Annotated in this window: 12 protein-coding genes and 1 pseudogene; 7 read left to right on the forward strand and 6 right to left on the reverse strand. The window is 63.2% G+C overall.

What is annotated here, in order from left to right; genetic code table 11:
• The first annotated feature begins 10 nt into the window (after nucleotides 1-10).
• The gene (locus ABID59_RS16965; protein WP_354084122.1) at nucleotides 11-796 is read left to right on the forward strand and encodes an enoyl-CoA hydratase/isomerase family protein; all 786 of its coding nucleotides are present in this window, start codon (nucleotides 11-13) and stop codon (nucleotides 794-796) included.
• Here ABID59_RS16965 and ABID59_RS16970 read toward each other — a convergent pair whose 3' ends face one another.
• Both ABID59_RS16970 and ABID59_RS16975 read right to left on the reverse strand, forming a co-directional pair.
• Nucleotides 797-1,231, reverse strand: coding sequence for a DUF6157 family protein (locus tag ABID59_RS16970; RefSeq protein WP_354084123.1), 435 nt, complete (start codon nucleotides 1,229-1,231; stop codon nucleotides 797-799).
• Between the two features lie 16 nt (nucleotides 1,232-1,247).
• Entirely contained in the window at nucleotides 1,248-1,892 is a 645-nt protein-coding gene (locus ABID59_RS16975) for a glutathione S-transferase family protein (RefSeq protein ID WP_354084124.1), read from the reverse strand.
• Nucleotides 1,893-1,989: 97 nt separating this feature from the next.
• Here ABID59_RS16975 and ABID59_RS16980 point away from each other — a divergent pair, with 97 nt between their 5' ends.
• Complete coding sequence (locus ABID59_RS16980) at nucleotides 1,990-2,964, forward strand: helix-turn-helix transcriptional regulator (protein WP_354084125.1); 975 nt, start codon at nucleotides 1,990-1,992, stop codon at nucleotides 2,962-2,964.
• Nucleotides 2,965-3,107: 143 nt separating this feature from the next.
• Entirely contained in the window at nucleotides 3,108-3,344 is a 237-nt protein-coding gene (locus ABID59_RS16985) for a hypothetical protein (protein WP_148749765.1), read from the forward strand.
• A gap of 56 nt (nucleotides 3,345-3,400) precedes the next feature.
• On the opposite strand, the gene ABID59_RS16990 is transcribed toward ABID59_RS16985, so the two are convergent.
• The 3 genes and pseudogenes from ABID59_RS16990 to ABID59_RS17000 all read right to left on the reverse strand — a co-directional run bounded on the left by ABID59_RS16990 (nucleotide 3,401) and on the right by ABID59_RS17000 (nucleotide 5,583).
• Nucleotides 3,401-4,348, reverse strand: coding sequence for a fatty acid desaturase (locus tag ABID59_RS16990; protein WP_148749764.1), 948 nt, complete (start codon nucleotides 4,346-4,348; stop codon nucleotides 3,401-3,403).
• 47 nt (nucleotides 4,349-4,395) lie between these two features.
• Nucleotides 4,396-4,629: pseudogene (locus tag ABID59_RS16995) on the reverse strand (hypothetical protein); the annotation flags it as partial.
• 150 nt (nucleotides 4,630-4,779) lie between these two features.
• Nucleotides 4,780-5,583 carry an MBL fold metallo-hydrolase gene (locus tag ABID59_RS17000; protein ID WP_354084126.1) on the reverse strand — a complete coding sequence of 268 codons (804 nt, stop codon included), beginning with the start codon at nucleotides 5,581-5,583 and terminating at the stop codon, nucleotides 4,780-4,782.
• 183 nt (nucleotides 5,584-5,766) lie between these two features.
• Here ABID59_RS17000 and ABID59_RS17005 point away from each other — a divergent pair, with 183 nt between their 5' ends.
• Complete coding sequence (locus ABID59_RS17005) at nucleotides 5,767-6,966, forward strand: MFS transporter (protein WP_354084127.1); 1,200 nt, start codon at nucleotides 5,767-5,769, stop codon at nucleotides 6,964-6,966.
• 111 nt (nucleotides 6,967-7,077) lie between these two features.
• Here the strand turns inward: ABID59_RS17005 and ABID59_RS17010 are convergent, their stop codons facing one another.
• The gene (locus ABID59_RS17010) at nucleotides 7,078-8,691 is read right to left on the reverse strand and encodes an acyl-CoA synthetase (protein WP_354084128.1); all 1,614 of its coding nucleotides are present in this window, start codon (nucleotides 8,689-8,691) and stop codon (nucleotides 7,078-7,080) included.
• Nucleotides 8,692-9,158: 467 nt separating this feature from the next.
• Here ABID59_RS17010 and ABID59_RS17015 point away from each other — a divergent pair, with 467 nt between their 5' ends.
• Genes ABID59_RS17015 through ABID59_RS17025 form a run of 3 tightly spaced genes read left to right on the forward strand, consistent with a single transcriptional unit; the run spans nucleotide 9,159 to nucleotide 11,651 of the window.
• Complete coding sequence (locus ABID59_RS17015) at nucleotides 9,159-9,581, forward strand: hypothetical protein (protein WP_354084129.1); 423 nt, start codon at nucleotides 9,159-9,161, stop codon at nucleotides 9,579-9,581.
• Nucleotides 9,582-9,622: 41 nt separating this feature from the next.
• Nucleotides 9,623-10,594, forward strand: coding sequence for an ABC transporter permease (locus ABID59_RS17020; RefSeq protein ID WP_354084130.1), 972 nt, complete (start codon nucleotides 9,623-9,625; stop codon nucleotides 10,592-10,594).
• 40 nt (nucleotides 10,595-10,634) lie between these two features.
• Nucleotides 10,635-11,651, forward strand: a complete 1,017-nt coding sequence (locus ABID59_RS17025) for a sugar ABC transporter substrate-binding protein (RefSeq protein WP_148749759.1) — start codon at nucleotides 10,635-10,637, stop codon at nucleotides 11,649-11,651.
• The last annotated feature ends 54 nt before the right edge of the window (nucleotides 11,652-11,705 follow it).

The raw sequence follows: 11,705 nt of genomic DNA on the forward strand, positions 1-11,705 counted from the left end.
GGAGACAAGAATGTCGGACACAGCCGACGCGGCCAGTGGCCCCGTGCTCGAAATCGATGGTGCGCGCGCCACCATCCGCTTGAACCGGCCGAAGCATCTCAACCGGCTCCAGGCGGAAGATCTCGGCGAGCTGACAAAGCTGTTCGACCGGGTCGAGGCCGATCCCGATATCCGCGTGCTGGTCCTGACCGGCACGGGACGCGTCTTCTCGGCCGGCTATGACCTCAATTCGGTCGCGGAGCGGGCAACGAGCGCCAACGAGCAGCAGAGCGCAGGCTCGGCCTTCGAAGTCGTGGTCAACCGCCTGGAGGATCTCGGCGTGCCGACGATCTGCCGGCTCAATGGCGGCGTCTATGGCGGCTCGACCGATCTCGCGCTGGCCTGCGATTTCCGTATCGGCGTCGACACAGCCGAGATGTTCATGCCGGCGGCGCGGCTCGGACTGCACTATTACGGGAGCGGCATCAAACGCTACGTGACGCGGCTCGGCGTCGACAACGCCAAGAGGCTGTTTCTCACTGCGCAGAAGATCAGTGCTCCGGAGATGCTGCGGATCGGCTATCTCACCGCCATGGTTCCGGTGGAAACACTCGACGAGGAAGTCGACAAGCTCGCCAATATTCTCGCCGGCAATGCCCCAAACGCGATGCGCGGCATGAAACGCGCAATCAACGAATTCGTCCGCGGCGAGCTGGATGAGCAAGCCGCCGACCAGCGCCACCGCGACAGCATGCGCGGCGACGAGATCAAGGAAGGCATCAAGGCATTCGCGGAGAAGAGAGCGCCGAAATTCTGATCACGCCCGCTTCGACCGCATCGCGCGGACCTGCGTGAGCTTGAGATCGCGCGCGAGTGCCTGGTAGCGTTTGCTGTCGATAGCGTAGATCGCGATGCGGCCCTCGCTATCGGCATGAACGCCCCAGCCAAAGCGCTTGCCGAGGCCGGACGCACGCATGCAAGCTTGGCCTTTGGAGAAGAACGCCTTGCGGGCGAGGGTGCGCTCCTGCTTCGTCGCCTTCGCACCCAGTTCCCGACCAGCCGCAGACGTCGCGAAGATCACGTCGTCCGACGTGTATTTGTAGGGCTCCGTCGCGATCATCGCGTACTGCAGGTTCGCCACGGTCGGCTTTCCTGCGCGCGGCGGCGGATCTTCGCCGGTATGCGCCGGGCAGTCTTCGGCGACCCGGATGAAAGTATTGAAGCAGTTCGTCGTGTAAATCGGCTTTGTCATCTGATGACCGGCTTCTCTATCCTCCGACGGCCGCGGCATGCTGCGCCGCCATCTCGGCGTCGGTCGCATTTATCCGCTGGAACGCAGGGCGCGACGTTATGCGCTCGGAATAGCGGACGAACACGTCCTTCTTCGGCACGATACCGAACATCATCGTCCAACTGAACGCAACACCCCAGAGAATATCGGCCGCCGTCATCCGCTCGCCGAGCAGATATGGTCCCTTTGACAACTGCACCTCGAGCGCACCCAGCATGGTGTCGTAATCCGCGTAGGGTGACTGCGTGACCGGCGCAGGCTCGCGCTGCATGAACTTGTCGATCAGCGCGGGCTCGAAGGAGGAGCCGTAGTAGGCGGTCCAGCGCAAATAGGGACCTCGCAGCGGATCGTTGAGCGCGGGCGCAAGGCCGGCCTGCGGAAACAGGTCGGCGAGATAGATGTAAATGGCCACCTGCTCGGTCACGAGCGCCTCGCCGTGCCGGATCGCCGGCACCTTGCCAAGCGGATTGATGGCGAGATAGGGCGGCCTCCGCTGCTCGCCGGCCTTCATGTTGAGGACGTGGAGATCGTAGGGCGCCCCGAGCTCCTCCAGCAGCACCCGCGTGCCGGTGGCGCGGCTCTGCGGCGAATAATACAGCGTGATGCGGTTCGGATCGGTCATGGCGGATCTCCCTTGGGCTCCCTTGGGCCGGCTTGCGATGGGTGCATCTCTAGCCGACCATACCTGACATCCTGTGTCAGGTATGGTCTAAAGGATCATGCGCGCGAGCCGGATGTTGTCGATCCTCACCACCCTCCAGGCCAGGGGGCAGGTCACTGCGCCCGAACTTGCAGAGGCCTGCGAGGTCTCGGTGCGCACGATCTATCGCGACATCGACGCGCTCGCGGCATCCGGCGTCCCCGTCTATGCCGACCGCGGTGCGGAGGGTGGCTACCGCCTGCTCGACGGCTATCGCGTGCGCCTCAACGGGCTGTCGCAGAGCGAAGCGGGCGCGCTGTTCCTGGCGGGATTGCCGGGCCCGGCGGCGGCGCTGGGGCTGGATGCCGCGATGATCGCCGCACAGAACAAGCTGATGGCGGCACTGCCCGCAAACTTGCGCGAAGACGCCGGCCGGATGCAGGAGCGTTTTCATCTGGACGCGCCAGGCTGGTTCGGCGAGCCGGAAGAGCCGAAGCATCTGCGCGCGATTGCCGGCGCGGCCCTGCGCGGGACACTCATCAAAATCCGCTATCAGAGCTGGCGCGCCGAGAAGCAGCGCCGTGTCGCTCCGCTCGGCCTCGTGCTGAAGGGCGGCAACTGGTATCTCGCCGGCCAGGTCGACGGCAGCGTGCGCACCTATCGCATCGCGCGCGTGCTCGACTGCACGGCGCTCGACGACCGCTTCGATCGTCCCGCCGATTTCGATCTCGCCGCCTACTGGCAGAATGCGACGCTGCGGCTCGAGGCCGAGATGCACCCGAACGTCGCGATCGTACGGCTCTCACCATTCGGCGTAAAGCTGCTCGATGCGCTGAGCCAGCCCTACGTCAAGGCGCGCACCCAGATCGAAGAGACGACTGATGCCGACGGCTGGTGCATCGCAAGGGTGCCGACCGGGAAGACATCATGGCATGCCGCAGCCGAATTGCTGCGGCTCGGGTCCGAGGTCGAGGTGCTGGAGCCCGCCGATCTCCGCGAGAAGATGGCCGAGATGACACAGGCGATGGCCGCGCGCTATCGCGTGGCGCGGTAAGCCTGACGACGGCGCATCTCTCCGCAACCGACGAAACAATCCCGAAACGCGATTCTTGCCTCATCGCGTGAACGCACTCGCGTGTCGCCTCGACCGAGAAGCAGGGACACAACAACGGCCTCGCGCCACACTGGAGAATAAGAATGTTTCGTAAGCTTGCTCTTGGTCTGATCGCCGCCGGTTCGCTCGGCGCTGCCGCCCTCGCGCCCACCGCTGCGTCGGCCCACGGCTTCCACCACTGGGGTCCCGGCTGGGGCTTCGGTTATGGTGGTCTCTACGTCAACACCGGCGTCAGCAACTGCTACCAGGAGCGCGTCGTCCAGACCCGCCGCGGCATGCGCGTTCGCGTCGTGAATGTCTGCGCCTACGGGATCTACTGATATCGTGCCGTCACGACAAAGCTCCGGTCGCGCTGCGGCCGGAGTTTTGCGTTGAGCTAAGCGCGCTTTCGATCCCGGCGAAACCACGCCCAGGTCTCGCGCGTCGTTCTGATATAGCCGCGTCCGCGATGGACGATCTCCCCATCGACGATTCCGTTAAGCTTCGGCAGCGCGTGAAACGGGATCGAGGGATAGGCGTGGTGCTCGACGTGGTAGGGCATGTTCCACGCAATCCATTTGACGATGGCGCCGGTATAGGTGGTGCGGGTGTTCTGGAACGCGCTGCGGGTACGGTCGCAACCGGTGTGCTCGGCATAGAGATAGGGCCGCAGGAAGAATTGCCCGATGATCACCGGCCCGATCCATATCCACAGAAGCAGTGCGGACGAGAACCACAGCGACAATGCGAGCAGCAACGCGTAGAGCGCGACATAGGCACGCGCCTCAGTCACGATGGTGCCACGCTTGTTCTCGGGGATCCAAGGCACGACCACTTTGCCGGTGGCGGCATGGCCGAGCATCAGCCGGAGCCGGCCGGCAACCTGAAGCAATCCGCTATAGGCAATCGCAAGCTGGGTGTCGGATGTCGGCTTGACGCCGACGATCAGTTCCGGGTCCTTGTCCGGATCCTGGGTGTAGCGATGATGGTCCCAGTGGAACAGGCAGTAATATTCATAGGGCAGTCCGATGATGAAGGCCGAGAAATAACCGACCGCGAGGTTGAAGCCACGACTTCTGAACGCGGTCTTGTGCGCAGTCTCATGCACCGCCATGAACAGGAACGCGACGAGATAGCCCTGCACTGCCATCAGCGGCAGCGCCCAGAGCACGCTATGGCGCGACGACACCATCGAGATCAGTACGCCAACCAGCACGATCATGCCATAATGACCGAGGCTTTGCGCCGCACCCCTGAGGTTCGAGCGCGCCGACAATTCGCGCAGCATGGCCGGGCTCAGTGGCTTCAGGCGATGGCCGGGCTCTGAAACAGTCGCGTCAATCATGATCGGATGCCTACATTACTTGCTGAGAAGTGCTGCGACCTCGGCCCTGAGGGGATGACGATGAAATAGCGGGCGGGATCGAGCACGCCGTCGGAGCCGATCAGCCACTCGGTGTCGACCTGCTGGGCGCTGAAGGTGGTCGGATTCAAGATGAGGTTGTCTTTGGCCGCGCTCAGCGTGCCATAGGTCTGGTAGGCAAGCTTCATCGCAAGGAATACGGCGCCGGATTGAAGCGCGACGTTGCCGGCTTCAAAGATCTGGTGGTCGCGCTGCCCGGTCATGCGTCCAACTCCCGCTCACGCGGCCGCAAAACCCGCCCGCCGCAACATCCATGCATCGAACGTGCCGGACCGGCATACGCATCATTGCGTCTCGCTTAATAACTGTACCAATCGTACAGTTAATTGGCGAAAGCAATGGGATTTCGATCGTCAGGCGATCGCCGCGATGTATCGCTCCACCGATGCCGCGAAGGCGGCCCTGGCGCCGGAAGCGATATTGCGGCCCCACCAGGCGCCGTAGATGCGGTCGAAAGCGAGCGGCTCGACCGCCGCCGCGATCCGCCGCACCGCGGCGGCGTTGAGCGGCATGTAGTTCGGATAGGAGTACATGAAGCTGAGGAAGCGGCGGTCCATCGTCACCTGCGCGATATCGCCGGTCAGCAGCGCGCCCTTGCCGTCCGCGCCGCGCGCATGATGCAGCATGGTGGCGCCTGCGAAATGACCGCCGGTGCGGAGCAGCAGAATATCGTCGGAGATGCGATGGCTGTCTCCGGTCCAGTGCACGATCGCGGGATACGGCCGCATCACCCACTGACGATCGTCGGCGTGCAGATAGACCGGTACACCGCCGAACGCCTCGCTCCAGTCCGCAAACGCACCATAGAAATGCGGATGCGAGATCGCGATCGCCTTCAATCCGCCGAGCGACCGGACATGCGCGATCGCGTCTGGCGTTGCCAGCGGCACGCAGTCCCACATCACGCAACCGTCCGCGAGCGGTACCAGCAGGGCGCGCTGGCCGATCCCAAAGCTCGGCTCGGACCCGATGCCGGTCAGGCCGAGATCATCGCGCCAGACCACGCGATGACGCTCCGCCAGCGCCTCTCGCCTGAGGAAGGTTTGTCCCTTCCAGTTCACGAATTGCCGTTCGTCCTCGCAGATCGGACAGGACGTCGGCGGCTTTTCGCTGTCCGGGAATTGCGCGCCGCAGGTTTCGCAGGTCCAGAGGGGCATGGCCGTGATCCAGAAATGAGACCGTCGCAGACATGAAATGACATCGCGGTCCAGCGATCGCAAGTCCGGAGGAACCAACGCGGCCAGCACAGGTTACTTTCACGTCCGCCCCGGCACACATGGCCATCCATGCCCGCCTGCGTGAGATCACAGTCGATCGGCAGCATCACGTTCAGCGTCTCGATGACATCGCGCCCTTCCTCACCCCGTCTCTGGCCCCTCTACGCCGTCAATTTCTTCATGGCCGACATGCAGTCGGGCATCGGGCCGTTCGTCGGGGTGTTCCTGCAAGAGCGCGGCTGGGCAACCGGATTGATCGGCACGGCGCTGACGATCGGCAATGTCGCGGGCATGCTGGTCACGACGCCGATCGGCGGCTTCATCGATTCCAGCCGCAACAAGCGGCTATGGGTCGTCATCCCCGGCATCTGCGTGGTGCTGGCCTCCGCCATCATCCTGATCTCACAAAATTTCTGGGCGGTCACTTTCTCGCAAGTTGCACAATCGCTGGCGAGCGCCGCGATCGTGCCGGCGGTCACCGGGATCACGCTCGGCATCGCCAAGCAAAAGGGTTTCAATGCGCTGAACGGACGCAATCAGGCCTTCAACCATGCGGGCAACATGGTCGGCGCGGCGCTGTCGGGGTATCTCGGATACAAATTCGGCTACGTCTGGGTGTTCGTGCTGGCTGCCGTGTTCGGCGCCGTCGCTGTCGCTTGCGTCCTGATGATTCCGGCCAAGGCCATCGATGATCGCCAGGCTCGCGGCAGCAAGGAAGACGAGACCAAGAACCCGCCGGCCGGTCTCTCCGTTCTCTTCAAGCATAAGCCGCTGCTGGTGCTGGCGCTGGCATTGGCCATCTTCCATCTCGGCAACGCCGCCATCGTGCCGCTCTATGGCCTTGCCGCCGTGAGCGCAGGCGAGGCGAATGGTCCAAGCTTCGTCGCAACCATCGTCGTCATTGCCCAGGGCGTGATGATCGTGACGTCCCTGGTCGGCATGCAAGTCGCGGGGAAACGCAACTACTGGCCGGTGATCCTCGTCTCCTTCATGGTGCTACCGATCCGCGGCGTTCTCGCCTTCTTCGTCACGGGATGGTGGGGCGTCGTGCCGATGCAGGTGCTCGACGGCATCGGCACCGGACTGCAGACCGTCGCCGTCCCCGGCATGGTCGCGCGCTCGCTCGACGGCACCGGCCGCATCAATCTCGGCCAGGGCGCTGTCATCACTGTGCAAGGCATTGGCGCAAGCCTGAGCCCCGCACTCGGCGGCTGGATCGCGCAATGGATCGGCTACGGTCCGACCTTCCTGCTGCTCGGCGGCTTCGGCCTCGCCTCAATGGCACTGTGGCTGGCGTTCGGCGTGCACGTGAAGAAGTATTGAGGCGAACGTGACTTGAGGAAACTGCACAGGCTCCGGCAAATCAGCCAGCTCCATGCCCTCGATCGACCAGTCGTGCGCGACCTGCCAGGCTTTCATGACGACCGCTCCGCCTCAGGTGGCAAAATTCCTCTGGATTGCCTTGTCGAGCGTCTCGCCGCCGACGAAGCGCTGGCGCAACTCGCGCTTGAGCAGCTTGCCGCTGGGATTCTTCGGCAGGCTCTCGACGAAGATCACGCGCTTCGGCACCTTGAAAGGCGCCATCTGGCCGGCGCAATGCCGGATGACGGCATCTTCATCCAGCTTCTCGCCGGCCTTGACCACGACGATCGCAGTCACAGCCTCGATCCAGCGCGGATCGGGCAGGCCCACGACGGCGACCTCGGAGACTTCAGGGATGCGATAGACCATCTCCTCGACCTCGCGGCTGGCGACATTCTCGCCGCCGGTCTTAATCATGTCCTTGACGCGGTCGACCACGGTGATGTGGCCTTCGGCGTCAACGGTGGCGAGATCGCCGGAGTGAAACCAGCCGCCGGTAAACGCCGCCGCGGTCTTCACGGGATCGTTGTAATAGCCGGAGAGAAGATGCGGCGAGCGGTGCACGATCTCACCGACCTCGCCAACCTTCACGTTCTCCATCGACGCGTTGACGACGCGCGTCTCGACGTTGAGCACGGGCTTGCCGGCCGAGCCGGCCTTGCGCAGTTGCTCTTCCGGCCGCAACACGGTCGCGAGCGGCGCGATCTCGGTCTGGCCGTAAAAGTTCCAGAATTTTACGGCGGGCAGTCGACGCTGCAGCTCAAGCAATACCTCCACCGGCATGATCGAGGCGCCGTAATAGCCCTTCTGCAGCGTCGAAAGATCGGTCTTGTCGAAATTCGGCGAGCGCAGCATGGCGATCCAGATCGTCGGCGGCGCAAAAAACGAGGTGATGTTGTGCGCCTGGATCAACGCCAGAATGTTGTCCGCGGTCGGCTTGCCCGTGATCACGCCGGAGGCGCCGAGATAGATCTGCGGTCCCAGGAACACGTCGAGCTGCGCGCAATGATACAGCGGCAGGGCGTGCAGGAATTTGTCGTCTACGCTCATGCCGCCGTCGATGATGCAGCTGACATACTGCCACATCACCGCTTCATGGCTCAGCATCGCACCCTTGGGGAGCGATTCTGTACCGCTGGTGTAGACGATCTGCGCGAGATCGCGGCTGTCGACGGACGCCTCGACGAACGAGCCGTCGGCATGAAGCAGATCGTCGAAGGTGGCGATGCCAGCGGGCGCCGTGGCGAAGTCCTCGCCCGGCAGCCAGATCATCTTTTCGACAGCGCAATCCTTCGCGCTTGCGGCGCGCGCCGGCTCAACGAAATCGGGGCCGGTCGCGAGCAGTTTTGCGCCAGAGCTTTTCAGGATGAAATTGATCTCATCGGGATTGAGCATGAAGTTGATCGGCACCAGCACGGCGCCGATCCGCGCCACCGCAAAGCGCAGGGCGGCGAAGGCATGCGAGTTGCGCGAGAGCACGGCGAGACGGTCGCCCTTCTTCACGCCGAGCCCGAGCAGGCCGCGGCCGAGCCGGTTGCAGATCGTATCCATCTCCGCAAAGGTCCAGCTCATGCTGCCGCAGCTCACCGCAAGCTTGGTCGGCTCGCGGCCCGCCGAGCGGCGCAGAAGGTCGCCGATGGAATGCTCGCGCGCTTTCGAGATGATGGCCGCGATATCGTTCGACATTTCCGTCCCCGGGAATTTGCACAAAGCGTAGTCGGCGCAATCTGCCGCGTCAAATCGATCCGAGCCCTGGCGGGCAGATGTTCGGCAAGCCGATCGACGATGGAATTGCAGCGCGGAAGCGGGCGGTCCAAAACCCATTCGGACACCGGTACATCCGTGAGCCGGAAGCGATAATGCAGACGCCCGTCAGCCTACTCATCGTGCAGCCAAAATGAACGTCGTTTGTGCATCGCACAAGCTCGTCCGGCGCCGAGATTTTGGATGGCCGCCGCCTACACGCAAGACCGGTTTGCGCGGACAAGCAAAAGCTTTGCGCTCCGGAGCAAGCCGGGTCCGGGCGTGTGGCCTATGAAGAACAAGAATCGGTCAATGAGATAGGCAGGAAGCGTTCGCTTGCATCAGGACAGATCAGCTGCTGCACAACCCGCCGTGCCGCCTGGATGGCGGTGGCCGTGAGAGCGCCCTCGTTGACCACGACGCGATTCAGCCAGCCGGTCCAAACCATCGCCGACATCGAGGCGCTGGAAGGGCGGCCCTACAACTCGCCCATCTCTTCCCGCAATCTGCATGATCTCTTCGAAGCTACGGCGCAGCTGCATCCCGACCGGCCGAAGCGCATCGTGCTGCTCGAGACCCTCCCGGTCACCGCAGTTGGCAAGATCTTCAAGCCCGCGCTTCGCGACATCGCTGTGCAGGAGAAAGTCCGAACCGAGATCGATCGCATCTTCGATCCGGACGTCGCGGCAGACATTCTCGTCGACAAAGACGCCAGACTGAATACGCTGGTCCACATCTCGATCGGCTCCAACGACCAGGCCCAGGTGAGGGCACTCACGGAAGGCCCGACACCGCTCCCACAGACCTATCGCACAGAGACCCGATCGTCATAACTGACCCACAGAGGCCGACGTCGAAGAAAGGCAATACGGGGATGAAGCGCTTTCGGTTCAACCAGCAGGAGATTGTCTTCGCCGTCTTCGCGCTGCTATTCCTCGTGTTCTCGATCTTCCTCAACGGCTTCCTGACCGCGGACAATATGCTGACGCTGCTCCAAAACGTGGCAGTGCTCGGCATCCTCGGCCTCGCCATGGCAATCGTCGTGATCGGCCGCGGCATCGACATCTCGCTGATCGCGGCCCTCGCCGTGCCCCCGGGGCTCGTGCTCCAGATGGTACAGAACGACCATTCGCTGCCGTTCTCGCTGCTGACCGCGGTGCTGCTCACGATCGCCTTCGGCCTCGTCAATGGCTGGCTGATCGCCTATGCCGAGGTGCCCTCGCTGTTTGCGACACTGGCAACGGGTCTGTTGCTCGCTGGGCTGGGACAAGCCGCGCTATTCCAGCTCGACGTCGTGCAATGGAGCCCGGGCATGAATGGCTTCGAACGTCTCGGACAGGGCACCGTTCTCGGCATTCCGACGTCGATCTGGATGTTCGCGGTCGCCTGCATCGTGGTCGCATTCCTGCTGCGCCAGACCCGCTGGGGCGCTTACATCTATGCGATCGGGGACAACCCTTACGCCGCGCGCGTGACCGGTATTCCCTCCCGCCCGATCATTGTCCTGCAATATGTCATCACCGCCCTGATCGGCTGCTTTGCCGGCCTCGTGCTGGCGGCCTCCGTCAATTCGATGCCGACCCGCATCTTCAACTCGACGCTGATCTACGACGTGATCCTGGTGGTCGTGCTGGGCGGCATCGGGCTCTCAGGCGGGCGTGGCGGCGTGCTGAACGTCATCATCGGCACGCTCCTGATCGGCACCATGCTCAATGGCATGACCATCATGGACATCTCTTACGCCGGGCAAAATCTCATTAAAGGCGTGGTCCTGCTACTCGCCGTCATCACGGACTCCTTCCTGAATCCGCGCAACGAAGAAACGGCACAGCAAGGCGACATCTGAACGACCGACAAGAACGACAACCATAACCAAGGAGGAAGCAATGAAACATCTTGGCAATCCGACAAAGGCAGCGCTCGCCGCACTGACTCTCGCGGCAATGACCGCACCGGCTCAGGCCCAGCAGGGCCTGGACGAGCCGTTCCAGAAGCCATTCAAGGAAGCGCTCGCCGGCAAGACCGTGGCCTATGTGCCGGTGGCGATGAACTTCGACCTCACCGAGGGCTGGTATGCCGGACTGAAAAAGGAGCTTGAGCCGTTCGGCGTCAAGTTCGTGATCCGCGACGCCAACTGGAACACCAATGCCGGCGCGCAAGCCGTCACCTCGCTGATCTCCGAAAAGCCGGCGGTGATGGTGGTGCATAATCCGGACGTGCAGACCTACGCCAAGCTGCTGCAGCGCGCCGAGAATGAAGGCATCTACGTCATCCAGATCAACATGGGCTCGGCCTATCGGAGCTCGGCGTTCGTCGGCGCCAACTGGGTCGAGATCGGCGAACGCCAGACTGAAGGCGTGGTCAAGGCTTGCGAGGGCAAGTCGAACAAGATCGCGATCATCCAGGGCGCGCTGTCGGCCGCCGCGAGCGCCTATACTCTCAAAGGCGTCGAGAACGTCCTGGCCAAGCATCCCGAGATCAAGGTGGTGTCGAGCCAGGCCGCCGATTGGGACGCCGCCAAGGCCAAGGCGATCACGCAAACGGTGCTGAAGCAGAATCCCGACCTCTGCGGCATCGTCGGCTTCTGGGACGGCATGGACATCGGCACCGCAGCCGCGGTCAAGGAAGCGGGCCTCACCGGCAAGGTGTTTCTCGCGACCTCAGGCGGCGGCGAGCGCAAGGGCGCTTGCGAGCTGGTCAAGTCCGGCGCGTTCGATCTCAACATGAGCTACGACGTGCCGACCCAGGCGGCGCAGATGGCCGGCACAATCAAATGGCTGCTGTCATCGGGCGCGAAGCCCGGCTCGATCAAGGGCTCGGAATACACCACGCTGATTCCGATCACCAAGGAGAACGCCGACAGCCAGACGGCCTGCTGGAATCTCAGCGATCTCAAGAAATAGTCCGCCCCGACGCTCGAAGTCCCCGAGGCCATGCCTGTCTCGGGGACTTCGCTC

It is taken from the genome of Bradyrhizobium sp. S3.3.6, assembly GCF_040546905.1.
GTDB lineage: Bacteria > Pseudomonadota > Alphaproteobacteria > Rhizobiales > Xanthobacteraceae > Bradyrhizobium > Bradyrhizobium cytisi.